Origin of the sequence: Acinetobacter sp. ANC 4973 (assembly GCF_002135275.1) — a bacterium.
GTDB classification, from domain to species: Bacteria; Pseudomonadota; Gammaproteobacteria; order Pseudomonadales; family Moraxellaceae; genus Acinetobacter; species Acinetobacter kyonggiensis.
This window is the reverse complement of sequence record NZ_NEGM01000004.1, coordinates 66396-92394: the sequence shown is the minus strand read 5'-3', so window position 1 is coordinate 92394 and position 25999 is coordinate 66396. Positions and strand designations below refer to the sequence as shown.

At 41.6% G+C, this 25999-nt stretch carries 21 protein-coding genes and 1 pseudogene; 13 read left to right on the top strand and 9 right to left on the bottom strand.

Annotated features, from left to right (window positions below; genetic code table 11):
* The first annotated feature begins 179 nt into the window (after positions 1 to 179).
* Positions 180 to 2603, top strand: coding sequence for a hypothetical protein (locus tag B9T30_RS06450; protein ID WP_086184263.1), 2424 nt, complete (start codon positions 180 to 182; stop codon positions 2601 to 2603).
* Between the two features lie 56 nt (positions 2604 to 2659).
* Here the strand turns inward: B9T30_RS06450 and aroE are convergent, their stop codons facing one another.
* The 4 genes from aroE to ribA form a co-directional block, all read right to left on the bottom strand.
* Positions 2660 to 3448, bottom strand: a complete 789-nt coding sequence (aroE, locus tag B9T30_RS06445) for a shikimate dehydrogenase (protein WP_086184262.1) — start codon at positions 3446 to 3448, stop codon at positions 2660 to 2662.
* A gap of 147 nt (positions 3449 to 3595) precedes the next feature.
* The gene (locus tag B9T30_RS06440; protein ID WP_086184261.1) at positions 3596 to 3802 is read right to left on the bottom strand and encodes a hypothetical protein; all 207 of its coding nucleotides are present in this window, start codon (positions 3800 to 3802) and stop codon (positions 3596 to 3598) included.
* 297 nt (positions 3803 to 4099) lie between these two features.
* On the bottom strand, positions 4100 to 5038 hold the full coding sequence (gene hemF, locus B9T30_RS06435; protein WP_086184260.1) for an oxygen-dependent coproporphyrinogen oxidase: 939 nt from the start codon (positions 5036 to 5038) through the stop codon (positions 4100 to 4102).
* Between the two features lie 416 nt (positions 5039 to 5454).
* Entirely contained in the window at positions 5455 to 6057 is a 603-nt protein-coding gene (gene ribA, locus B9T30_RS06430) for a GTP cyclohydrolase II (protein WP_086184259.1), read from the bottom strand.
* Between the two features lie 308 nt (positions 6058 to 6365).
* On the opposite strand from ribA, the gene dxs reads away from it, so the two are divergent.
* The 8 genes and pseudogenes from dxs to B9T30_RS06390 all read left to right on the top strand — a co-directional run bounded on the left by dxs (position 6366) and on the right by B9T30_RS06390 (position 15350).
* Positions 6366 to 8276 (top strand): 1-deoxy-D-xylulose-5-phosphate synthase, encoded by a 1911-nt coding sequence (gene dxs, locus B9T30_RS06425; RefSeq protein ID WP_086184258.1) that lies wholly within the window; start codon positions 6366 to 6368, stop codon positions 8274 to 8276.
* Positions 8277 to 8387: 111 nt separating this feature from the next.
* Positions 8388 to 9218: an inositol monophosphatase family protein gene (locus B9T30_RS06420; RefSeq protein WP_004650520.1), complete on the top strand. Its 831-nt coding sequence runs from the start codon at positions 8388 to 8390 to the stop codon at positions 9216 to 9218.
* A 543-nt stretch (positions 9219 to 9761) separates the two neighbouring features.
* Positions 9762 to 11725: pseudogene (locus B9T30_RS06415) on the top strand (DEAD/DEAH box helicase).
* 405 nt (positions 11726 to 12130) lie between these two features.
* Positions 12131 to 12949 carry an ABC transporter ATP-binding protein gene (locus B9T30_RS06410; RefSeq protein WP_086184257.1) on the top strand — a complete coding sequence of 273 codons (819 nt, stop codon included), beginning with the start codon at positions 12131 to 12133 and terminating at the stop codon, positions 12947 to 12949.
* Positions 12946 to 13725, top strand: a complete 780-nt coding sequence (gene mlaE, locus B9T30_RS06405; RefSeq protein ID WP_004650515.1) for a lipid asymmetry maintenance ABC transporter permease subunit MlaE — start codon at positions 12946 to 12948, stop codon at positions 13723 to 13725. The genes B9T30_RS06410 and mlaE overlap by 4 nt, the downstream gene beginning before the upstream one ends.
* Entirely contained in the window at positions 13725 to 14393 is a 669-nt protein-coding gene (locus B9T30_RS06400; protein WP_086184256.1) for an outer membrane lipid asymmetry maintenance protein MlaD, read from the top strand. The genes mlaE and B9T30_RS06400 overlap by 1 nt, the downstream gene beginning before the upstream one ends.
* An 18-nt stretch (positions 14394 to 14411) precedes the next feature.
* On the top strand, positions 14412 to 15044 hold the full coding sequence (locus B9T30_RS06395; RefSeq protein WP_086184255.1) for a phospholipid-binding protein MlaC: 633 nt from the start codon (positions 14412 to 14414) through the stop codon (positions 15042 to 15044).
* A gap of 15 nt (positions 15045 to 15059) precedes the next feature.
* On the top strand, positions 15060 to 15350 hold the full coding sequence (locus tag B9T30_RS06390; protein ID WP_086184254.1) for a lipid asymmetry maintenance protein MlaB: 291 nt from the start codon (positions 15060 to 15062) through the stop codon (positions 15348 to 15350).
* Positions 15351 to 15458: 108 nt separating this feature from the next.
* Here the strand turns inward: B9T30_RS06390 and B9T30_RS06385 are convergent, their stop codons facing one another.
* The gene (locus B9T30_RS06385; RefSeq protein ID WP_086184253.1) at positions 15459 to 16472 is read right to left on the bottom strand and encodes a CorA family divalent cation transporter; all 1014 of its coding nucleotides are present in this window, start codon (positions 16470 to 16472) and stop codon (positions 15459 to 15461) included.
* Between the two features lie 152 nt (positions 16473 to 16624).
* Here B9T30_RS06385 and B9T30_RS06380 point away from each other — a divergent pair, with 152 nt between their 5' ends.
* Both B9T30_RS06380 and B9T30_RS06375 read left to right on the top strand, forming a co-directional pair.
* Complete coding sequence (locus B9T30_RS06380; protein ID WP_086164916.1) at positions 16625 to 17218, top strand: TIGR00730 family Rossman fold protein; 594 nt, start codon at positions 16625 to 16627, stop codon at positions 17216 to 17218.
* Between the two features lie 2 nt (positions 17219 to 17220).
* A complete protein-coding gene (locus B9T30_RS06375; RefSeq protein ID WP_086184252.1) occupies positions 17221 to 17622 on the top strand; it encodes an NUDIX hydrolase in 402 nt (133 codons plus the stop codon).
* A 43-nt stretch (positions 17623 to 17665) separates the two neighbouring features.
* Here B9T30_RS06375 and B9T30_RS06370 read toward each other — a convergent pair whose 3' ends face one another.
* Genes B9T30_RS06370 through recG form a run of 3 tightly spaced genes read right to left on the bottom strand, consistent with a single transcriptional unit; the run spans position 17666 to position 20793 of the window.
* Complete coding sequence (locus B9T30_RS06370) at positions 17666 to 18298, bottom strand: ComF family protein (RefSeq protein ID WP_086184251.1); 633 nt, start codon at positions 18296 to 18298, stop codon at positions 17666 to 17668.
* Between the two features lie 44 nt (positions 18299 to 18342).
* Positions 18343 to 18729: a hypothetical protein gene (locus B9T30_RS06365; RefSeq protein ID WP_086184250.1), complete on the bottom strand. Its 387-nt coding sequence runs from the start codon at positions 18727 to 18729 to the stop codon at positions 18343 to 18345.
* 18 nt (positions 18730 to 18747) lie between these two features.
* The gene (gene recG, locus B9T30_RS06360) at positions 18748 to 20793 is read right to left on the bottom strand and encodes an ATP-dependent DNA helicase RecG (RefSeq protein ID WP_086184249.1); all 2046 of its coding nucleotides are present in this window, start codon (positions 20791 to 20793) and stop codon (positions 18748 to 18750) included.
* Between the two features lie 34 nt (positions 20794 to 20827).
* Here recG and B9T30_RS06355 point away from each other — a divergent pair, with 34 nt between their 5' ends.
* Positions 20828 to 21634 (top strand): sugar nucleotide-binding protein, encoded by an 807-nt coding sequence (locus tag B9T30_RS06355; RefSeq protein ID WP_086184248.1) that lies wholly within the window; start codon positions 20828 to 20830, stop codon positions 21632 to 21634.
* Positions 21635 to 21705: 71 nt separating this feature from the next.
* On the opposite strand, the gene plsB is transcribed toward B9T30_RS06355, so the two are convergent.
* Positions 21706 to 24282, bottom strand: a complete 2577-nt coding sequence (plsB, locus tag B9T30_RS06350; RefSeq protein WP_086184247.1) for a glycerol-3-phosphate 1-O-acyltransferase PlsB — start codon at positions 24280 to 24282, stop codon at positions 21706 to 21708.
* A 292-nt stretch (positions 24283 to 24574) separates the two neighbouring features.
* On the opposite strand from plsB, the gene B9T30_RS06345 reads away from it, so the two are divergent.
* On the top strand, positions 24575 to 25447 hold the full coding sequence (locus B9T30_RS06345) for an acyl-CoA thioesterase (protein ID WP_086184246.1): 873 nt from the start codon (positions 24575 to 24577) through the stop codon (positions 25445 to 25447).
* The last annotated feature ends 552 nt before the right edge of the window (positions 25448 to 25999 follow it).

The window sequence follows — 25999 nt, the reverse complement described above, 5'->3', positions numbered from 1 at the left end:
TTGCTCATCAAAATACATTGATAGTGTAGCCTTGGAAAAATGTCAGAAAGGCGAATAACAATGAAAATTAAACGGCTTAGAAAATATTTTTTTGTTAAAGTATAAACTTTGATTTTGATCAAAAAGTTAAATTGATCAGTGTTTAAGTATAAATAACATAAGGTATTTAAAAAGAAATCATGCAAATAAGATATTTAACTTTAAGCTTAATAGCCTTAAGCCTAAGTGCTTGTTCACAACATGTCATTAAATCCAATGCCAATACTGGACAGAGTTTAGAGCAAAAAGCTGTTACAGGTTTAAACGCCATGTTTGAAACGTCGGGCTATGATTATCAAGGAAAATTGAATTTTCATGCAAATTCAACCGCAAATACGACAAAAAACTCGAAACTGACTCAACAAGAGAGTGCTCCCTCATTAGATCCTGTGTTGCAGCGTCAAATTGAACAATATCTTAAAGTTCAAAAGCTTCGTTTAGGTCATCAGGAAAAGCAGCATTTATATACGGCATTGGCAAAAGAACAGCTTCCGAATGCCGATCGGTTTGCTGCGAAAGAGGGATATGGGAGTAACTTTGATCAGTTTGCTTTGAACTTATTAAGTAATATTCAGTTTAGTTACAATGGTTCAGTGCATTATCGGCAAAAACTCGCCTCTTTAAATTTAGAGGCAAAATATGAAAAACCAACGCTTTTGGTGCATGCCAAAGTCCCGATGGTGGTTGATTTTAATGAGTATAAGTTTTATATCAATTATTTTTCACTGATGCCTTATTTAGTCAATAAAGACAGTCAGGCAAGCTTTGCCTATATTGATTTTTCGAAGTATAAAAATGAAATCAATCGCGTTGATTTTAAAAAACTGGCAGATTATTTAAAGCAAGTCAATGCTTTGTCTTATGCCTTGGCTGAACCGAAAGGGATTCAAGCTTTGCCGTTGAATGCCAAAGATAAGAATTTGGCTGTAGTAGAGAAAATTCGTTTAAGCACCACCTTAGAACAACTCCAGTTGCAAATGGCGTTATATGAACAAGTCAACCGACCTTATTTTCTCAATTCGGTGGTTGGAATCAAGCCGACAGATGCAATTGCGGAGCAAGCCGCGACAACTGTAGCAACACAGGATTCGACCCAGAAGCATAAAGCTGTCGCTCCAGCAGGGGAGGTAGATGATGTACCAAGCCTGACTAAAGATGAAGCAGCTGAATCAAGTTTGCAGTTAAGCCTATTAATCGATACGCATTTTAGTGCTTTAGGGCAAGGTGATACAGCAGAGCCAGCAACGGAGTCTGGTTGTTTAAAACAGGATAAATCCTGTGCTGCTACAGCAGTGGCAGCGGATACGGTTGTTGTAACAGAGCAACCCGAAGATATAGTCGCAGCGGATGCAGTGCAAACCGCAGATAAAGGCTCGGATGAATATTTAAATCAGCAGCAGTGTCAAGAATTGATCAGCCAACCCCAGCGTGCCACGATGGGCGCTTTAACCTTCTGCCAGCATGAATATGATTTAAATGCTTTTGCCAGCAAAGAAAAGGATGTTGATCAGACAAAACTGATTGATGCGCTAAGTAGTTTGAGTCCTATTTTTGAACAATATGTGTCAGATCAGTTGATGGATGTCAAAACATTTTCAGGCTTATGGGCGAAGCATCAAGCTGAAATTCAGCAAGCACTGAAAGCCAATGCACAGCAAATCCCTCTGGTCATGGATGTCGGACTGGATGCCCAAGGTCGTGCCATACTGGTAGATTATGATGTACAAATCACCAGTCAAAAATATGGCACAGTCAATATTCAGGCCGATTTTAATATTCAGAATTATGGTCAGGCCAGTACAATTGATGGTGCTCAATTACGTCAAGCCAAGTCTTTAGCAGAAATATCTAAAGGGTCGGTGATTGAAAATATGGTTCGTGGTTTTTCTACTGCAACAGGGGGAGAAGAAACCGAAACAGATGCAGCGACAACCGTGAAAAATAGGCTGAGTTTGAATGAACAACTGAAGCAATTGGCAGAAAAAACCTATCAGCAAACCCATTCTTATGCGCAAACTTATCAGGCGCTGTGGGGAATGCAAATGGCAGCCCAAAATCGTGATTTGCTTAAAAACTACAATGCACAAAGCCTGCACGAAATTGCACAGGTCTATGCCTATTGGTTTGCAGACGAAGCGATTTATAACCCTACAGGTCAGGCGCTGAAACAGATTCAAGCGTTGCAGAAAAAACATGATTTAGAACTCGATCAGCAGTTTAATCACGAGTTAGGCGAAGCGGTGTATCAAATCGTGAATGCCGTTGTTGCAAAGGATGCTGAGCGTCAGGCATGGCAGCAACTGGTTAAACAATATAAACAACCAAAAGCCATTTTTGCTCAGCAGTATATGCAGAACTTTAAACAAGACTACGACGTAGATCAGCCGCAACAATTGAAAGCTGTTGCAGATATCTTGGCACAAGCCTATGTAGATTCAACGCAAAACCGTTTGTCTTTAAAGTCGATTGAAAAACTGACTTTAGAACAAGATGGGTATATTGATTTAGAGCTGTATCAAAAAACTTATACGGCATTAAAGGAAAACTTGAACCCTAAAAAATAAGTGTTAAAAAGAACCTCGGATGAGGTTCTTTTTTTGGATATATGTTAGAGATCGGCTTAAAGAAAATCTTTCAGTGCTGGTTTTATTCCATTCCAGATGGAAAAAGATTCAATCGCTTGACCCACCAACATGCCATACCCTTCAGATGTGGGAATACCACGCGCTTTGGCTTGATCTAAAAAGCTAGAGGGTTTGCCATAGGCCATTTCATAAGCATGTTTAAACTGCAATGTTTCAGGTAAGACTAAAGCATCGCCACTTAAGCTTGCTGAGGTCGCATTAATCACCAGATCAAATTCACCGCTTAAATGCTCTAATGAAACGGCAGCAAGGGTGGCTTGCGGAACAGCATCTTTTAAATCTGCGACCAATTGTTCTGCACGGGCTAAGGTACGGTTGGCAATGACAATTTTTTTCACACCCGCTTGCACCAGCGGGTAGACCACGCCACGCGTTGCGCCACCTGCACCAATGATTAAAATAGCGGTATTGTCTAAATTCCAATTTAAAGCTTGAATGGCATCGACTAGCCCCTGACCATCGGTATTGTCACCATGTAGTTTTCCATCTTGCATCCACAGCGTATTCACGGCTTTGGCAATTTTGGCACGTTCAGTCAGAACATGGCATTGCGCAAATGCTTGCTCTTTAAAAGGCACAGTGACATTCATGCCGCTGCCACCTTGGGCAAAAAACGCTTTAATGTTGGCTTCAAAACCATCCAGTGGAGCAAGACGTTTGCTGTAATGGAGGTCAATACCTGTTTTTTGTGCAAAAGCATGATGAAGTTCTGGTGAGCGCGATTGTTCGATAGGGTGACCAATCACCGCGAATTGTTTGCTCATTTCACAAGATCCATGTGCGGAAATGGCATTCAATATACGTGATTTTTAAACAAGGCTAAAGTCAGAAGGAGAGAAAATAAAATAATTAGGAATTGGAAAAATACACTTCAATAATGTGTAGCAAAACGCAAGCGATTAAAGTTAAAGCTAAGGATTACAGATGTCGTGCACCACTTCTTCAAGTAACATTGCCGCAGTAAAAAATAAGCCAAAACCAGCAAGTACGCTAAAGCTAATCGATAAGCTATCGGAAAAGGTATTGTCTGATGAGAAGGTAATGCTTATGGAGCAAAGGATCATGATGAAAATTGACCAAAATAAAAATACTTTGCGATTGAGTGTTTTGTTGAACATTTTTTTCTCCTTAAGCATGGTTTGTTGTCATTTATGCTGGCTTTAAAATAGGCGTAAAGTGCTTAAATTGAATGACCCAGTCTAAACGATTTTAGAAATGCCATTGCATCTCGTGCTGTAAGGAAATATGTCGGCAACATTATTATTGATGGAATAGTCCGCTATATTTATAGGCGAATGACTTTAATTCAAACAGTTTTATGCTTTAATCAAGATTAACTCAGAGCCTGATTAAAGTTAAAAAACCTCCTTTCTCGAATATGGGAAAGGAGATTAATTTTTTTAAATGTTCAACGATTACAGTTCAGTTAACCAATCATGTGGTTTTAAATAGTAATCGGTTAAGCGTTTTTCAGTTGAATCCTCATCCCATTCTGGACGATATGACCAAGCGGCAAGCGGTGGCATACTGACCAAAATTGACTCAATCCGCCCGCCTGTTTGTAAACCAAACAAAGTCCCACGGTCATAAACCAAATTATATTCCACATAACGACCACGACGGTAGAGTTGAAACTCACGTTGTGCTTGGCTATAAGGTTGATTTTGATGACGTTGGAAAATCGGCAAAATCGCGTCTAAGTAACCATTCCCCACGGCTTGAATATATTGAAAGCAGGTTTCAAAATCCCATTGATTTAAATCATCAAAGAATAATCCACCGACACCGCGTTGTTCATCACGATGTTTTAAATAGAAGTAGTCATCACACCATTTTTTATGTTCGGCATAGACGCTGTCACCAAAAGGGGCACACAGGTCATGGGCTTTTTGATGCCAAGCCACTATATCTGCATCATCTGGATAAAATGGAGTGAGGTCAAAACCACCACCAAACCACCAAATTGGATCTTGCCCTTCAGGCTCTGCGACAAATAAACGCACATTGGCATGTGAGGTCGGAACATTTGGATTCTTGGGGTGAATGACTAAAGAAACCCCTAAAGCTTGTGCTTTTGCTCCAGCAATTTGTGGATGACGCTCAGTTGCAGAAGCTGGAAGTTTTGAAATATTGATGTGTGAAAACATCACGCCACCTTTTTCAATCACCGTGCCATTTTGTAAAACACGTGAACGACCGCCACCACCTTCTGGACGTTCCCAATCATCAATTTCAAATTGAGCAGTGCCACCACTCTGTAATTCTCGTTGTTCTAGACCTGCACAAATACGGGCTTGTAAATCGAGGAGAAATTCGCGAACGCGTTGAATATCAGCTGACGTTGGGTTCTGCATAGATGACCTCTATAGCATGATTTTAAGGACTGAATACATCAAAGCATAAAGTCATAAAAAAAGTAAGGGATTTTTTAACATCTTGTAAAAAATCCCTAAATCTAGGGTCTGTGGACATTTCAGCCATGCATTGCGTTATTCACTAAAACAACTCAAGCAAGGCATGAAATGCAGACAATGGTGATCCCCTTGTCAAGTTTCATAACGAAGTTTGGGGAAGTTTTAGTAATAACCCTATGGGACAGGGACATTTTTTCCGCTACTGCGTTATCTTGCGCAGCTTTAGTCACTGCTCATCATTTAGAATGACTAAATTTCGTAAAACATGCCTTGTAGCATCTAAAAAATGTCCTCTGTCGCAAGCATCTGTGAAATGTCAACAGACCCTAATGATTTATAATATTTTTTAAAATGAATTAGAAGTCATCTTTATCATACATGTGTGACATACGTTCATGTTTGGTTTTTAAATAGTCAGCATTAAATGGATTCAAACCGACGGTGAGGGGAACACGATCGACCACATCAATACCAAGTTCTTTTAAGGCTTTAATTTTTGTAGGATTATTGGTGATTAATTTGACTTGTTTAATTTTCAAATGTTCCAGCATGATATTACACATGTCGTAACGTCGAGCATCCGCGGGTAAATTCAACATTAAGTTGGCATCAACCGTATCATGACCTTGATCTTGCAAAGCATAAGCGCGAATTTTATTGGTTAGCCCAATACCACGCCCTTCTTGGCGCAAGTATAAAATCACGCCTTGACCCACTTCATTGATTAATTTTTGTGTGGCTTGTAACTGAGGCCCACAATCACATTTGAGTGAGGCAAAGGCATCACCAGTTAAACATTCAGAGTGAATGCGAACCAATACTGGAGCCGTAGGTGCCGTGTCGAGGCCTTTAGAAAGTGCTACATGCTCTTCACCAGTTTCTGGATCTTGAAATACAGTGATTTTAAATTCACCAAAAGCGGTTGGTAATCTTGAAGTTGCAACAAATTCTATAGGCACTGCTTAACCCGTCAGATAGATTATTAATTGATTAAAGTATAGCGTAATGCTTGGACATTGGTAGAATTGCTATGTTGAAATTATGCATAAGATTTTCTTTTTTGTATAAAGCGAACGATAATGGTTGATAAATAGTAAGATTATTCAGGATAATCTGGTTTTATGAGTAAACACCCAGTTGAGAGAACTCCTCAAAACTGCATCGCTAGAAATGTGGCTGATTTAAAGGTGATACAATTCGACAATATGATCGAGTAACCCATTTACCTAGCTTAGGATTTGCCAGGCTTTAGAAGGCTTTGCCATTTATGTTGTATACAGAAATACCGACTCACCGCCCTATAACACCGTTGCTGGATGCGATTGATCACCCACAACAATTACGTTTGCTCGAGCGTAGCCAATTAGAACAAGTGGCAGATGAGTTACGTCAATACATTTTGTATGCAGCAGGACAAAGTGGAGGCCATTTTGGTGCCAACCTTGGGGTGATCGAACTGACGGTTGCTTTACATTATTGTTTTAATACCCCGCATGACCGTTTAATTTGGGATGTGGGACATCAAGCTTATCCGCATAAAGCGTTAACGGGTCGTCGTGAACAACTCACCACCATTCGTACGAAAGATGGTTTGGCTGCATTTCCTACACGTGAAGAATCGGTATTTGATACCTTTGGCGTTGGACATTCTTCAACTGCCATTTCTGCGGGTTTAGGCATGGCACTGGCACGTCGTTACCAAAAAAATCCATGTGAAGTGGTTGCCATTATTGGCGATGGTGCTATGACGGCTGGAATGGCTTTTGAAGCCATGAATGACGCCGTAGCGCATAATGCTGACTTGATGGTCGTGCTGAATGACAATGATATGTCCATTTCATGTAGCACGGGTGGCTTTGCTAAACACCTCGCTGCGATTTGGGAAAGTGGTCAATCGGTCAATATTTCAGAAACAGGCGAAGCTTATCTAGAACCTCATCCAGAGTGGAATTATAATTCACGCTTACACAGTTCAGCCACAGATGCGGCAGATAACCTATTTAAAGCCATTGGTTTTGACTACTTTGGGCCTTTCGATGGTCATGATGTGAATCAGTTGGTTCAAGTCTTTAATGCATTGAAAAAACGTCAAGGACCACGCTTAATTCATGTCTATACCAAAAAGGGTAAAGGCTTTATTCCTGCTGAATCCGATCAAATTAAATATCATGCCATTAGTAAAGTAAGCGCAGTATCTTCAGCAAATAGCGCACCGAAATATTCGGATGTCTTTGGGCAATGGCTATGTGATGAAGCTGCGCAAGATGACCGTTTACTTGCGATTACCCCAGCCATGTGTGAAGGTTCAGGTATGGTGCAGTTTGCCAAACAATTTCCAGCACGTTTCTTTGATGTCGCGATTGCGGAACAACATGCAGTAACTTTGGCGGCAGGGATGGCCTGTGAAGGGTTGAAACCAGTGGTTGCGATTTATTCGACCTTTTTACAACGGGGTTATGATCAGCTGGTTCATGATGTTGCTTTACAGAATTTAGATGTAACTTTTGCGATCGATCGCGCTGGTTTGGTGGGTGAAGACGGTCCAACGCATGCAGGAGCTTATGATTATGCTTTCATGCGTACTGTACCCAATATGGTGATCATGGCGCCGAAAGACGAAAATGAATGTCGTCAAATGTTGCATACGGCTTACTTATATTCAGGCCCTGCTGCTGTACGTTATCCGCGTGGCAATGGTGTCGGGGTGGAAATTCAACAACAATTAAGCGTTTTAGAGATTGGTAAAGCAGAAATTGTGGCCAGCTTTAATGAGCAATATGATGAACAAATCAGTATTCTGGCTTTTGGCAGTCGTGTAACGATTGCAATAGAAGCAGCACAAGCGTTGGCACAAACCCATGATGTCGGGGTACGGGTCGTGAATATGCGCTTTGTTAAACCACTTGATGAACAGATGATCGCAGCACTTGCACCAAGCACCAATTTATTTGTGACGGTTGAAGAGCATGCTGTTATGGCGGGTGCGGGCAGTGCAGTCAATGAATACTTGGTTCAAGCACAAATTGTAAAACCGAGTTTAAATTTAGGTTTGCCTGATACTTTTATGCATCAAGCTTCACATGCACAAATGTTGCAACAAGCAGGACTCGATAGCAAAGGCATTGAAAAATCGATTGAATTGGTGTGGCTGAAACTGATGCAAACCGTTTCATCCTGATTTATTAAATTTTAGAAACATTTTTCCCCTAAAAGCCTGCATATTTGCTAAAATGTGCGGGCTTTTATGCATTATTCTTTATCAGTATCTTCAATTTGTAGTGGGTGTTCAATGGAACCTATGGTGGTTATGGCTGCGCGTGCGGCTCAATTAGTTGGTCAAGAGCTTTTAAAAGCGCATCAAAATCGTCATAAACTCGATCTACAAGTCGAAGAAAAAGGGATTGATGGCCCAGTAACGCGCGTAGACCGTTATTTAGAACAATTGGCGATCGACACGCTACGTAAAAGTTATAAAAACCACAGCTTCCTTGGTGAAGAGTTTGGTCTACAAGAAGGTAAAGGTCACGACGCTGATTGGTGTTGGGTGATTGATCCTCTTGATGGCACTTTAAACTTTATTCACGGTTTCCCACATTTCTGTATTTCCATTGCCGTTAAGCATAAAGGCATCACTCAGCACGGCGTTATTTATGACCCTGTGAAAGATGAGCTTTTCTCTGCAAGTCGTGGTCGCGGTGCCATGATGAATCAACGTCGTATTCGTGTAAATGTGAAAGATAGCTTGGACAATACGTTCTTGGCTGTAGGTCATGCTTACCGTAATAAACGTAATGGTGAAGTGGTTTCTTATGCGAAAAACCATTTTGATTCATTATTAAATGTGACTGAAGCGGGTGCACAATTCCGTCGTTCAGGTTCTGCTGCATTAGACTTGGCTTATGTTGCTGCGGGTCGTCTTGATGGTTACTTCGAACTTGGTTTGAAACCTTGGGATATCGCTGCGGGCGAGTTAATCGTCAAAGAAGCGGGTGGTACTGTAGTCGATGCCCGTGGTGGTTCTGACTCTATGGAAAATGGTCAAGTGATTGCTTGCTCTATGAAAATGCTCAAACCTTTAATGCAAGCTGTTGTTCCAGCTTGGGGTGACGCAGCAAAGTAACATTGATTTGAATCAGTGATATAGTCAAAAGCTCTCCATGTGAGGGCTTTTTATATTTTAGGCAAAAGTTTATGGGCTTTGAACAGATTGTTTTAAGGGTCTACTTAGCCACTGGATTCACTGATCAGCTATTTATATAAAATATTTGTTTAAAAATTAAACAAAAAACAAGTTGTAAAATAGACTGTTACTGAAAAAAACAGTACATATTCATAATTTAATCGAAAAAAATGATTACTTTTTAAAATGATTCTGTTATCATGCCGTCACGCACTTAAATTTCCGTTCTTTACCTGAACATTATCTTCTAATCATTGTATGCGCGTGCTGTCCATAGAGAGGACATATCCTTCGCGCCCCAATCGCTTAAGCGATTCCTTCAGGTTTGCGGCCGTAATCATATACGTGCGTTATATCCACATCGTCGTTATTCGGATCGCTGCTGAATCCTTATTTTTCAGCTCTATTTGCTGTGCCGCTTTTTGCCGATGTCCATATTGTAATTTATTAAATGGAGCACCCACTTTAGGGTGAACACTCTCTATGAGCAAAACTTTTGCTGATTTTTCCCTCGATGAGTCTTTAACACTAGCGATCGAAGGTTTAGGCTTTACTACACCAACTCCTGTACAAGAACAAGCGATTCCAGCTGCACTCGAAGGTAAAGACCTTCTTGTATCAAGCCAAACAGGTTCTGGTAAAACTGCTGCATTCTTATTACCTACTTTAAACGGTTTAGCGAATCAAGATACGCTAGTGCCATTTAAAGATCGCATGAAAGCGATTACACAACCGAATATTTTGGTGATTTCACCAACTCGCGAACTTGCACAACAAGTATGTCAAGATGCAATTGCATTGGTACGTCATATGAAAGGTGTGCGTGTTGCTGCGATTATGGGTGGTATGCCTTTTGGTAAACAAATCCAACAGTTAAAAGGTGCACAAGTTGTCGTTGCGACTCCAGGTCGTTTACTTGATCTTGTTAACCGTCGTCAAATTAAACTTGATAACGTTGATGCATTAATTGTCGATGAAGCTGACCGTATGCTTGATCTAGGTTTTTCTGAAGACTTAGAAGCAATTGGTGATTTAGCGGCAAATCGTAAACAAACATTGATGTTCTCTGCAACGTTTGCACCGCGTATTATCACGCTTGCTGAACGTATGATGAATGATCCGATGCGTATTGCAATCGAAACTGGTCACTCTACCAATACAGACATCACACAAACATTGCATTGGACTGATGGCTTCGAACACAAGAAAAAATTACTTACACATTGGTTGTCTGATGAGTCTGTAGATCAAGCTGTTGTGTTTGCAAGTACTCAAGAAGATACAGATATGTTGGCTGAAGAACTTGCTGAAGCAGGTCTATCAGTTGTAGCGCTTCACGGTGCTATGCCACAAACTGTTCGTAACCGTCGTTTACGTAGCATCCGTGAAGGTCGCGCTAAGATTTTAGTTGCAACTGACGTTGCTGCTCGTGGTCTTGACGTACCGACAATTTCACACGTAATTAACTTCGGTCTTCCAATGAAGAACGAAGACTATGTACACCGTATTGGTCGTACAGGTCGTGCTGGTCGTACAGGTAATGCAATTACACTTGCAACTTACCGTGAACGCGGCAAAATTCGCGCGCTTGAAGACTTCCTAGATGCACGTTTAAGCGTATCTGAAATTGAAGGTCTTGAGCCATCTCCACCTCCTGCACGCGGTAGTCGTGATGGCGGCGGTCGTGATGGCGGTGGTCGTGGTCGTGGTCGTGATGGCGGTCGTGGCGGTTTTGGNGCGGCGGTCGTGATGGCGGTCGTGGCGGTTTTGGCGGCGGTCGTGATGGCGGTGGCGCACGTCGTAGCTATGATGATAAACCTCGTGGTGATCGTCCAGCTTATGCTGGTGGTGATGATCGTCCACGTCGTAGCTATGATGACAAGCCTCGTGGTGAGCGTCCAGCTTATGCTGGCGGTGATGATCGTCCTAAGCGTGATTTCGGTGATCGTCCAGCGCCACGTCGTGAAGGCGGTTTCGGTGATCGTCCACAACGTTCGTTTGATGACCGTCCTAAACGTGATTTTGGTGATCGTCCAGCGCCACGTCGTGAAGGTGGCTTCGGTGATCGTCCACAACGTTCGTTTGATGACCGTCCTAAACGTGATTTCGGTGATCGTCCAGCGCCACGTCGTGAAGGTGGTTTCGGTGATCGTCCACAACGTAGCTTTGGTGATAAACCACGTTCTGCGGATGATAACCGTGGCAACCGTGTAGACTATAAACCAAGTGGTGATCGTCCAGCTCCACGTCGTGATTTTGGTGATCGTCCAGCGCCACGTCGTGAAGGCGGTTTCGGTGATCGTCCACAACGTAGCTTCAGTGATGATCGTCCTAAGCGTACTTTTGGTGGCGAAGATCGTCCACGTCGTAGCTTTGATGACAAACCACGTGGTGAGCGTCCAGCTTTTGGCGGTGAAGATCGTCCACGTCGTAAATTTAACGACTAATTTAGTCGTTCGATTTAGATAGAAAAAACCGGTGGAAACACCGGTTTTTTTATGAGATTAATCTTTGTTCTTATTTAATAAAATTGTATACTCAATCATGTTTTGTTTTAAATTCGTTAAATATGAACAATAAATCTGCTCATTATATTTGGAATTTCAATCAAGAGGTGATTATGCCTTATATTGGTTTGTTCTTATTGCTATGCAATATTGTGTACTATATCTATAATTCTTTTCTGTAACGCACTGTTCTATTTTTATACCTATTTTTTATTCATAATCGAACTACAATTAAATTAATTAGAAAATTACGCTAAATTTATTGCGTTTTGATCAAATACAACATTTTGAACTTGAATCCTTATATAGTATGCATGCTGAAAAAATGTAGGAAACCCCTCAGCTATGAATAATCAAATACCTCAACAAGCTCAATCTTGGATTGAAGTCAATGATTTGAGCTTTAAACGAGGGAGACGTGTCATTTTCGATCATGTCAGTTTAAAGATTCGGCGTGGTCAGATTACAGCGATTATGGGACCTTCAGGGACGGGCAAAACAACATTGCTGCGTTTGATTGGTGGTCAATTGACACCAGAGCATGGTGAAATTTTGTTAGATGGCAAAAATATTGCACATATGTCGCGTCAGGAATTATTTGCGGCGCGTGCACGTATGGGGATGCTGTTTCAAAGTGGTGCTCTGTTTACCGATATGAGCGTCTATGAAAACGTGGCTTTTCCGTTACGTGCGCATACGCAACTCCCTGAACATCTCATTGCAGAACTGGTGGCACTTAAACTGGAAGCGGTTGGCTTACGCGGTACTGAAAGGTTTATGCCTGCAGAACTATCTGGAGGGATGAACCGTCGTGTTGCGTTGGCTCGTGCAATTGCGCTTGATCCAGAACTGATTATGTATGATGAACCCTTTGCTGGACAAGATCCAATTGTGAAAGGGGTACTGACGCGTTTAATTCGGACCTTGCGTGAAGCACTGGATTTAACCACGATTATTGTCTCGCATGATGTGGGTGAAACCTTATCGATTGCCGATTATATTTATATTATTGCTGAAGGTGTTATTCAAGGTGAGGGGACGCCCGCTGAATTAAAACAGCATGAATCGGCATTTGTCCGTCAGTTCCTAACTGGTGCTGCCGAAGGTCCTGTCGATTATCAGTTTAGTCATAAGGCTTATTTAAGTGATGAGGTGCGTTCATGAATGCTATTGCCTCATTAGGTAGACGCGTCATTGAAAGTGTACGTGGCATCGGTGTAGCAACGGTGATGTTGCTGCAAATCCTATTTTCCATGCCGACCTGGCTCGGGGTCAAACTGTTTATTTACCAAATGCACCGTATTGGGGTCATGTCTTTATTGATCATTGCGGTTTCTGGTTTATTTATTGGCTTGGTGCTTGGCCTGCAAGGCTATTCTATTTTGGTCAATATTGGTTCTGAATCCATGCTAGGGACGATGGTCTCACTGACTTTATTACGTGAACTTGCACCTGTGGTCGCGGCTTTGTTATTTGCAGGGCGTGCCGGTTCAGCTTTGACTGCTGAAATTGGTTTAATGAAAGCCACCGAACAGCTGTCGAGTATGGAAATGATAGGTGTTGATCCACTGAAACGGATTGTTTCACCGCGTTTATGGGCAGGTATTGTGAGTCTGCCGATGTTATCGATCATTTTTGGTGCCATTGGCATCATGGGCGGTAAAATGGTGGGGGTCGATTTTTTAGGGGTGGATGAAGGTTCTTTCTGGAGTGGGATGCAAAATAGCGTGCAATTCTATAAAGATATTTTCAACGGCACCATTATTAAAAGTCTAGTTTTTGCATTACTTTGTACTTGGATTGCGGTGTATCAGGGTTATGCCTGTGTGCCGACTTCTGAAGGGATTGCAACATCAACTACGCGAACAGTAGTGTATTCCTCATTGTGTGTTTTAGGTTCTGATTTTGTGTTGACTGCGGTCATGTTTGGAGGGGTTTAATGAAATCACGTACAAGTGAGCTGACCGTCGGTATTTTTGTCATTATCTTTGGTGTGGCATTATTTTTCTTAGCGATGAGAGTGAGCGGATTATCGGGCACCAATTTACGTGATGCCTATGAGATGACTGCGCAATTTGACAATGTGAATGGTTTAAAACCACGAGCTAAAGTGACTATGAGTGGTGTCAGTATTGGTCGTGTGACTGATATTACCCTCGATCCTGTATCACGTTTAGCGACAGTGTATTTTGATTTAGATGGTAAATTAACTTCATTTAATAAAGAGCAACTGAAAACAGTGACGGCAAATGCGCTAGAAGAGCTGCGCTATAGTGCTGAATATACAGAAGCGACGCCTGCACAACAAAAAGAAATGGAAAAACAACTCACCGATAACATGCACTCCATCACCAGTATTGATGAAGATGCTTATATTATGGTTGCAACCAATGGTTTATTGGGCGAAAAATATTTGAAAGTTGTGCCGGGTGGTGGTTTGAACTACGTCAAACGTGGTGAGCGTATTGCCAATACACAAGGTACGATGGATCTTGAAGATTTGATTAGTAAGTTTATTACTGGTGGTGCTGGTAAGTCATCAGAAAAAGCGCCAGATGAAAAGACATCGGGTGAATCAACAGGTGCAGAAGCATCATTCGTTGAATAATTTGGAGAGAAGGTTTTAGTGAATACTTTAATGAAACAAACGCTTACAGCGAGTATTTTGTCTACAATGATTGCAAGTACTGCATTTGCAGTACCCGCGGAAGCACCCCCAGTTTTTGTTAAAAAAGTTGCTGACGGTTTGATTGCTCGTTTAAAAGCTGATAATGCGAAATTACAAAATAATCCAGCCGCTGTGAAAGCAATCGTACGTCAAAATCTTGACCCATATATTGATTCACAGGCATTTACTCGTATTGTGATGGGGACATATGCAACCAATCAATACAGTACCGCAGCGCAACGTGCGCAATTTGAACGTAACTTTCGCGAAACTTTAATTGAAAACTATGGTACTGCATTTGCGAAGTTCTCGAATCAAACCTATAACATTCGTCCATATAAAGCTACGGACAGTAAAAATCCTGTAGTGACACTAGACTTTAATAATAAAGGCGAAAAAATTCCTGTATCGTTCCAATTGGTCGATAAAGGCAGCCAATGGAAAATCCGCAATATCAATGTCTCAGGCATTGATTTAGGTTTACAGTTCCGTAATCAGTTTGCGGCAACAGTAAAACGTAATGGGGGGAGTTTGGATAAAGCGATTGCCAACTTTGAACCAGATGCAGAAGTTACTGTTAATAAAAAATAATGGAGTACGTGTTCGGTGATTGAAATCATTCATCAGGAATTACATGTTTCTGGAAAAATAGATTATGCAAATGCTGAAAGCTATTACCAACAGGGTTTGAAATTGATTCAAGCGCAGAATCAGTTTCCGTTGGTGGTGAACTTGGCACGGTTAGAGCAGGGCAGTACGCTGGCTTTAGCAGTATTGGTGCGTTGGTTGCGTCAAACGCCTCAAGCCCAAGGCATACAGTTTAAGGCTGTTCCTGAAAGAATGATGAAAATTATTCAGGCCTGTCATTTGCAAAATGACTTGCAGTTAATTGCTTGAACACGACATAAAAAAGCACCGTAAGGTGCTTTTTTATTGCCAGACAACATATTCAAAATTTGAATGTTTTTTGTGTTTCGCTTTAAAAGTCGTGTTTTTAAAACTGGCTCAAATCCATTTTTTCCAGCGGAAATAAATCAGTGGGCCAATGAAGAAGGCTAGCAGAATAATACCCACCATGACAAAACTGGTTGTCCCTCGAGCAAAAGGTAGTACATCTGTATTCATACCATAGATACTGGCAACCAGCATGGGTGGCGCGAGCATACTGGGCAAGATGGAGAAGCGACGAATCGTATCATTCTGTTCGGTGTTAATGAATCCAGAGGTGGTGTCGAGTAAGAATCGAACCTTTTGGAATAAGAATGCATCATGTTCAACCAGTGAGCGAACATCTTCACTGAGTTCTCGAATATCGGCATCGTAAATATGACTGCCTAAAGCGCGTGGACGCGAGAGAAAGGTTAAAACTCGGCGTAAATCGATTAAACACAATTGTGCTTTTCCCAGCATATCTTCGAGTTGTGCTAGGCGAGTAATCATGTCATCTAAATCAAGTATTTGTTCGCGATGACGATTGTTGAGCACTTCTGTAGAGTATTTTTCTAGGTCTTTGTGAATATCTTCCAAGATATCCGCAAGTTCATCGAGTTTGGCTTCAAGTAAGCCGAGTAATACCCACGTGGGATCTTTATAGTCAATTTCATAGTCATTACGGCGTGCACGTGCGCGAAAGGCACGAAAGGCGACCAGTTTTTCACCACGTAAGGTAAATAAGTGTTGTTTATGCAGAATGAAAGCAACGGTTTGTACTGTGGCTAAAATACTGGAATTGTCATCTGGTTCACCATCCACTTGAAAGTTTTTATTTTTCGTTAAAAAATAGGTGCTGATATGTAAAATACCATCATCATCACGGTAGAATCGTGCCGATGAAGAGATGTCTTCTAAGGATTTTAGTGTGGGTAGGTTTTGCTCATAAGCGTCAAGGACCCATTGTTGTTCTTCTTGTGAGGGTGCAATTAAGTCAATCCACACTAAATCTGGATGAAGATCAAAGCCCCCATTAATAGTGGCATCTTCCAAACTACCGCGCTCTGTGGCGTAAAAGGCTTCAAGCATGCTGTCTTTGCTCCCCTGCGCAGTCTGGTTGAATCAATGGGTGTATTTTAGACAAGGAATTGAATAAAAACACTGCTCGAATTGCTTTTTTATGAAAAAATCTCCTTAAAATTTACTTTAATAGTATGACATTTTCAAAACAGGGTGAAAAAATGACGAATTCTATCGCAATTTTTTGTGGTTCAGCTATCGGGACGGATTCCATTTTTCTAGACACCGCACAAAAAATGGGTCAAACCATTGCTGAGCAAGGCAAAACACTGGTGTATGGCGGTGGTCGTTCAGGTTTGATGGGGGTTGTTGCGGATAGTGCTTTGCAGGCAGGCGGAAAAGTGATTGGTGTTATTCCGAATGCCTTGGTTGACCGTGAACTTGCACATCCACATTTAACGGAATTACATGTGGTAAAAAATATGCATGAACGTAAAACCAAGATGTCGGAATTATCGGATGCATTTATTGCCTTGCCCGGTGGTGCAGGTACTTTGGAAGAAATTTTTGAGCAATGGACTTGGGCGCAACTGGGGATTCATTTAAAGCCGTGTGCATTTTTAAATGTGGCAGGTTTTTATGATGATTTATTGAAATTCATTCAGTTGACCACAGTCAAAGGTTTTACCCATGCTCGCTTTTCTGAAAGCATTATTGCCTCAGATTCGATTGAACAAATTTTGCAACAATTTGATGCTTTTCAAGCGCCGCAACCGAAATGGGGTATGGTCGATCAGCAGGATTTGGTGAAATAAACATGAAAGTGATTACCGTTGCAGCAGCGATTATTTTAAATGCTCAACAGCAGCTTTTGGTGGTGCGCAAGCATAATACGACGTGTTTTATGCAAGTTGGTGGTAAGTTAGAATCGAATGAGCCACCCGAACACACCATGCTGCGTGAAATTCAGGAAGAAATTGGTTGTCAGGCACAGATTGAACAATTTGTTGGGCGTTATGAAACGGCAACGGCAAATGAACCCGATCATCAATTGGTCAGTTATGTTTATGTCGTGACATTGGATCATGCACCCCAAATTGATGCCGAAATTGCCGAGATGAAATGGGTGGATTTGGATGATCAAAGTACCTTACTTGCGCCCTTAACCACAGAAATTGTGATGCCATGGGTAAAAAACTATTTAAAGGCAGAAGCTTGATTTAAGCTATTACACTGCGTGAGAAAAATGGTGCAGCGATGGCTTAAATCGCTGCACTCGCGATACATGCCGCATAGACTTTCTGACAGCCCAATTGCTCAAGTTTTTGTTTTAACGCAAAGATTGAACTTCCTGTTGTCACCACATCATCCAAAATAAGCACACGGCGATAACGCAATTTAGACGTTGTATTGATTTGGAATTGCTGCTGAATATTTTCAATGCGTTCTAGGCGAGTTAAGCCTTTTTGTGAATGTTGTTGTAAGCGCGTGATGGGTTGCCAAATCGGCAGGTCTAATTGCTTGGCTAAAATCTTGCCAAGCACCAAGGATTGATTATAACCACGCTCTGCTAGACGTTGATTGGAAATGGGCATCGGCACAATGGCTTGAACTTTGGGTAGCCGAAGTTGCATGAATGCGCCCGCCAGTAGCTGCTGAAAATGCAGCTGTTGTTCGTATTTAAATTTTTGAATAATACGATCAATCGGATAGTCATAATGACAAGCACTTTGAATATCCATTTCTTGTCGTTGCACCGTACTTTTCAACCACGGTAATTGTTGCCAGCAATCTGCACAGACAGAGTGGATCTGTTGTTGCTCAGCATTGCAGAGTTGACAAGGGGAGATGCTTTGTAGAGCTTTGTGAAGTAATGGGTTAATGAATTGAAGCATCTTATTCTCAAGATTATATTTTTAATTTATTGATCATCAATTGATTATGGGACATAAATATTATTAATTTGGAATATAAATTGATTTTCTTTCTTGAAGATAAAAAGATCAATGATTAAATCACTTCTGCCTTCTTCAACGGTAAATAAATCGATAATTGCCTTCCAAGATTCATTTTCCATATATATGCATACGGATGTATGCCATGATTCTTCAGCTAAGCTTATGAGATGAGCGCCATAAGCATCAATATTTTCTGCAATCTCTGAAGCATATGCTAAATCAATACATTGAACAGATGGAAGCGTGTTTAAACGGCCAAAATCCTTATCTTTAAAAGCCTCAACAATTTGAATAATGCAGTCCCGCCAAATGCTTGGAATTGGAGATTGAAATTCTGAATCATATGGAACAGGTATATTTTGAGTCATTTTAACTGTCCTGTTCTTCTAGACATAGGCATAGCGTGGTGCTTCAGGTAGCCAGCGTTTTAACAAAGCCTGCGCATTTTCAGGATAATCTTTTAAAATTTGCTGCGCCACATAATGCGCTTGATTGAGTAAATGATCATCGCGTTCTAATTTCGCCACCCGAAAACCCATATCCCCCGTTTGTTTGGTGCCGAGTAATTCACCCGGTCCACGAATTTCCAAGTCTTTTTCTGCAATGATAAAACCATCATTGGTTTCGCGCATAATGCGGAGGCGTTCTTGTCCATTTTGCGATAAAGGATGTTTGTAGAGCAGGGCGCAAAAACTGGCGGTGGCACCTCGTCCAACACGGCCACGCAGCTGATGGAGCTGAGAAAGCCCAAGGCGTTCTGCATTTTCAATCACCATGATCGATGCATTCGGTACATCTACGCCCACTTCAATGACGGTGGTGGCAATCAGTAACTGCAATTGATTGTCTTTAAATTGTTGCATCACCAATTGCTTTTCATCGGCTTTCATTTTGCCATGTACTAAGCCTGTGTTCAGATGAGGAAAACGGTCTTTAATTTCAGCAAAAGTGGCTTCAGCAGCTTGTGCATCTAAAGTTTCGGATTGTTCCACCAAGGTACAGACCCAATAGGCTTGTTTGCCTTCCGCACAGTTACTGGCGATACGATTTAAAACTTCTTCACGCCGATCCAACGGAATGGTCACGGTTTGGATCGGGGTTCGTCCCGGGGGTAATTCGTCAATCACAGAAGTATCTAAATCACCATACGCTGACATCGCCAAGGTACGGGGGATAGGGGTGGCAGTCATCACCAGTTGATGTGGGGTCATATTCTGCGCACCCTTTTTGCGTAGTGCTAGACGCTGATCGACCCCAAAGCGATGCTGTTCATCAATAATCACTAAACCGAGTTTGGCAAAGGCAACATTGTCTTGAAATAAGGCATGTGTGCCGATGACTAAATGCGCTGAGCCATCTTTAATGCTTTGCTCGGCTGCTGCACGCGCTTTGCCTTTTTGTTTTCCTGAAAGCCATGACACGGTTAAACCCAGCGGTTCAAACCATTTTTTAAAATTTAAGTAATGTTGTTCCGCTAAAATTTCCGTCGGTGCCATGAGTGCCACTTGCCAACCTTCTTCTAAAGCATGACACGCTGCAATACCCGCCACCAGTGTTTTTCCTGCACCGACATCACCTTGAACCAGACGCAGCATCGGTTTGTTTTGTTTTAGGTCTTGTGCAATTTCTTTGGATACCCGTTTTTGTGCAGCGGTCATGCTAAACGGTAAGCCTGCCAACAGTTGCTTGGTAAAGTTTTGACTGACTGAAAAAGACGGTGCTGCAATTTGCTGAATATAAGCCCGACGTGAAAGCAGGCTCAGTTGATGGGCAACCAATTCTTCAAAAATTAAGCGTTGTTGAGCAGGGTGTGAGCCTTGTGCCAATTGCAACATGTTGGCATTGGTTGGCGGTTCATGAATATATTCGAGTGCCTGCTTGAGCGCATAACCATTGGTGAATTTCGCTGGTAACAGTTCAGGGAGGTCATCGCTGTGCTGTTGAAGTGCTTGCTTGACATATTCACGTAGCTTGGGCTGTGTTAAACCTTCTGTCGCAGGATAAATGGCGGTGAGTTCTGTTTTAGGCAGAGGAGTATGTTCAGTAATCAGTTGTATTTCTGGATGATAAAGTTCTAAACCGCGTGCACCGACACGTACTTCACCAAATATGCGCAGATGATTGCCAATTTTGGCACGATCCGTCAGGGCTTTATACACATGATAAAAACGCAAAGTGACTTTGCCAAAATCATCTTGTAATAACACCGCCATAGACTTGCGTTTACCGGGTGGAAAATCGACACCTTTGACCAGACCTTCAAGCAAATAACTGCGCCCCACGATCAATTGGTTCATGGCGATGATCGTGCTACGATCTTCATAATCACGTGGCAGATGAAACAGTAAATCATCTGTGGTGAAAATATTTAGTTTTTCCAGTAAAGCAGCAGAGGCAGTTCCTACCCCTTGTAATTGATGGACGGCAGCCATTTCCCCTCAACTTAGGTTATGTAATCAGGTGCTTATGCATATTTTATTTATCGGTTATGGTAAAACATCTTGGCGTGTTGCTAAACAACTATTTGAGCAAGGGCACCAAATTACCACAATCAGTCAAAGTCCTAAAATGGATGGATACGCAACTCATTTGATTCAGGATGTGCATCAGCTTAATTTAGATCAGATTTCACCGATTGATTGGGTCTATGTGTTGCTGAGTCCAAATGAAAGTACGCCCGAGGCTTATCAACGGGTGTATGTCGATTCGGTACAATCCATCAGCAAGGCTTTAAAACAACATCCTGTGAAAAAAGTCGTGGTTGTGTCGTCCACGCGAGTCTATGGTGAAAATCATGGTGAACGCATAGATGATAAGTCAGAAATGAAGCCCAATGATGAACAGGGACGACTCTTGTTAAAGATGGAGCAACTTTGGCAGCAGGCTTATCCATCTGCAAGTATCATCATTCGTCCGACCGGAATTTATGGCACATCGGTGGCTCGAATGCTGAAGCTGGCTGAAAAAACTAAAACTTACCCGAACCGTCACTGGTCAAATCGAATTCATATTGATGATCTGGCAAGTTTCTTGGCATATTTGCTTCACGTGGAACATGCTGAAAAATCGTATATTGTCAGCAATAATCAGCCCAGTCTTTTGCATGAAACGATTCAATGGTTCCAACGACAATTGAATGTGCCTGAGTTGGTTTTGCAGAGTAATGAATATTCTGGAAAAAGAATTTATGCTACGCGAATGGCTGAAATGGGTTTTCAGTTGCAGCATAAGGATTGTTTTGAGGATTATTTAGAGATGTTAGGAACGTTATAAGTAAATCCTCCTCCTTTTTTAAAGGAGGGGTTAGGGGGTCTTCTCCCAGAGGGAGAAGGGGTTTAAGGCGCTTATTTCTTTTTACGCTTTAAACGACGTTTTGCTTGTTGTGCGGCAACAGCATCCAAAGCTTCTTTGAGTTCATCATCACTAAAAGTGGTGATGTGTTGCAACATTTGTAGCGTGACATCATCTAAAACCAGATTGGCATACTGGGCAACATTCTGGAAGTTTTCATCAAACACAATGGCATTGTCTTCGTTGTTGCGAATGTAACCTTGTTGCGTCAAGACTTTCATAAAGCTTTGGAATAAGGCTTTATCAAAGAATTCAGGTGAGTTGAACTCATAAAGCACAGATAGACGTTGACCGACCAAATGACTGAGTTCTTCTACCTGACGAATCGAAATATTGCCTGAACCGCGTTGGGTAATTAAAGCCAACGTCATGTAATAACGCTCAAGACTTTGCATCACAGGTGCAGCAAGCACCACCAATTGGTTGTGATCTTCTGAATTGGGAGCAGGGGAAATCAGATGATCTTCAGCATCGGCCGCGATGAGTTTCGCGTTAATTAATGCATCGACATAAGCGCAAATTTGATCTTTGAGTTCATCATCTTGCCATTTTAAGAACAATTCAGCTTTTAAGAATGGGTAAAGTGTACGAATCACACTGATTAAATCACCACGGCGGATGGAACCGTTATGTTTAACCAAAGCCGCAATTAAAGAGGGTAAGACAAAGGCATGTAAAATGTTATTGCGGAAGTAAGTCAGCAAAACGGCTTGATTGTCTTCAATCGCAATAATATCGCCCAATACATGCTTAACGCGTTTAATCAGTTTAAGTTTTAAACCGTAGGCAATAATTTCTTTGCCCGAAAGCGGTGTCACTTGTGCGCGAGCATCGTAAGGTAAAGCAGTGACTAAATTACGATAGGCATCAAGCTGTTTAATGCAAATTTCTTCATCTAAGGTATGTTTTGGGGTAGCCAATAAGATTAATGACAATAGGGATACAGGATTGATCACCACAGCACGATTGATATTTTCTAAGATGGCATGCGCTGAACCATTCACGGCATCCGATACTTGCTGCGGAATAGGTTCGTCATTCTTTTCAATTTTGATTTGATCGGCACCATGTTTTTTAAGTAAATCATCTAAAAACACAGGTTCACCAAAGTTGACATGCACTTTACCGAAAATACGTTCGATTTTACGTAAGCTTTTTAAAATACCGACAATCGATTCAGACTCTTTCGGCTTGCCTTGCATTTCGCCCACATAAGTTGAACCTTCCATCAAACGTTCATAACCAATGTAGGTCGGTAAGAACACAATGGGTTTCGCTCGACCACGTAAATGACTATGCACGGTCATGGCCAACATGCCCGTTTTTGCGGGGAGTAAGCGCCCCGTCCGTGAACGACCACCTTCAATGAAGTATTCCAATGGCGTATTGCGTGACAAAATACTGTACAGGTATTCTTTAAATACCGTAGTGTACAAGCCATTACCACGGAAGGTACGGCGGATAAAGAATGCACCACCACCACGCAGTAATTGCCCCACGAACGGCATATTGAGATTATCGCCCGCAGCAATATACGGCACCATCATGCCACGTTTGTAAATCACATAAGACAGTAATAAATAGTCGATGTGGCTACGGTGACATGGAGTGTAGATAATTTGGTAGTCTTTCGCCAGTTCACGTACTGTACTGAAGTTGTGAACTTCCACACCATCATAAAGCTGAGTCCATAAACGCGTAAGTGCCATATCGGCAAAGCGAACCGCTGAATGTGAATAGTCAGAAACAATTTCGTTCAAATAACCAATGGCACGACGTTCAGCTTCAATCATGCTGACTTTACTGCGAATACTTTCACGACGAATAGCATCTTGTACATCGTGAGATTTAATCAGTGAATGCACCACATTACGACGGTCTGATAGGTCAGGGCCAAGCACAACTTCACGTTGACCATCTAAATAATTATTCAGGGTATTTAGAATATAGGTCGCAGGAGACAAGTTTGGATGGGTCTTTTTGGCAAAATTGACCAGTGCACGTAAAGATTGTCCTTTATGGAATTCTAAATAGGACTGACGACCATGCAGGCCAATATTGACCAATTGTTTGACTGTACCTGGTGTTGCCCAAGTATCGGTAAACAGCAGTTTGAACCAAGAATCTTCTTTATCGGGCGAACGTCCCCAAAGCACAGTAACAGGAATCAGTTCAATATCAATTTCAGGATGTTGTTCTAAAACATCGATCAGACGTAATAAGCGCGGTGGAAAAGCATGGGGTGGCGGATTGAGTAAATTATTTTCATCGTGATGTTGTAAAAATAATACCGATGCTTTTTCTTTATGATCACCAATGACCAATGGATTTAACGCGGGTGATAGTTTGAGACGACGTGTTTCACCATCCACGATCAAGGCATTGCTGCGCGAGTAATTTTGTAAAACATAACAGACTATTTTTTGTTGAATAGGTTGGTCTGTGATTGTATTTACGTCTGTAGCTGTCGGTTCAGTAGGAACCTCACCAAGAACATGTGGAGTTACCACAAGGTCAAGCAGTTTACTGGAAAACTGACGATACATTTGACCAAAGCCACTCTTGGACATACACACTCCTACTTAAATGACCGCAACCCCAGATTTTCTGAGGGGGGGATGGTTTTGCATTATTGTAATTTAAAACTGTATGTCATTTTCTGACAAAATGCATATTGATTGTAAAATTTTATCGTTAAAAATCGTATTTTTAGCCACTATAATCCGAAAATAATGTGACAGACTAGTCAGACTAACGCTAGGGATTTAGTCTGAATTTGTGGCAAAATAGATAAAATAGTCTATTTAATTGATTTAAATTTTCCGCCTCCATCTCCGATATTCCACATCAAAAAGGTCGCTTATGAACGCGTTAACCCAAGAATTGGTTGAATTATTGAGCCTTGAAAAAATTGAAGAAAATATCTACCGAGGAATAAGTCGAAACTTGGTTGGAAAGCGTGTTTTCGGTGGGCAAGTATTAGGACAGGCATTACGCGCAGCATCGTATACCACAGATCGTCCTGCACATTCATTGCATGCTTATTTTTTGTATGGCGGTGATGTCAATGCCCCTATTTTGTATCAAGTTGATCGTTTACGTGATGGCAAGAGCTTTGTCAGTCGTCAAGTCAGAGCCATTCAACATGGTCGAACGATTTTTACCGCGATGATTTCTTTTGCGCATCCAGAAGAGGGTTTAAATTATCAGATTGCTGAACCTGAATATCCAGCCGTTGAAACATTGAAGTCTGAAGCTGAATTAAAAAAATTGCTGGTCGAATTTGTCCCCGAAAACGTCCGTGCCAGTTTTATGCGCGATCGTCATATTGATATCCGTCCAATTGATCCAAGCAATCCATTTCAACCGCAGCCTGAAGCGCCTTCTTATGCGCACTATTTACGTACGCACGATAAAATCGCGGCAGAGATGGATGAGATTTCTTTACATCAAGCCATTGCCGCATTCTATTCAGACTTTACTTTAATGACCACGGCACTTCGTCCGCATGGTTTAAGTTATTTATCGCCTAGTTTGCAATGTGCCAGTATCGATCATGCCATGTATTTCCATAAACCATTCCGTGTGGATGAATGGATGCTGTACGACATGGATGCAACCGTGAGTGCAAGTTCGCGTGGTTTAAACTTCGGTCGTATGTGGCAAAATGGTGAGCTGGTGTGTAGTACCACACAAGAAGGTTTAATTCGTATTCGTGAAATTGAAACCCAATAAAGTGTCATGTTTGACTTAAAAAAACTGGGCATATAGCTAATCCCAGTCAGTTAAGAAATTGACTGGTTTTTTTATTTTAAATTCATGATGTTATTTGATACGCGGAAACGTCATCCGCAACTGTTCGAGGCATGAGGTGTATACACCGCAAGATTAAAAAAGTAAAGTTTCTGCGATTAATTGATCAATAACAGGTATTCGACGAGTTTTGCGGATGAAAAATGTTTTTCTTACGAAGCGCTGCTTCTCATTTTGGCTAATGAGAAACATTGTTTCGCAAGGAACAAACGAGCTCCAAGGATTTGATTTAAAGAGATAAGACTCCGTCGTGAATAACTAAAAAGTTAAGGAGTTAATTGTAAAACTCCTTAACTGACTGGCATTAGGGCATATAGCCCAGTTTTTGATGATGGGGTATTAGTAGCAGCGAGGGATGTCTTCGGAGACATCTTTATGGCAGCCATGACCTGAATGAGCAAAGGTTTGCCCAATGCTTAAAAGCAGTACGGTGATGAGGATTATTTTTTTCATAGTTTTGCTCTTTTAATTATG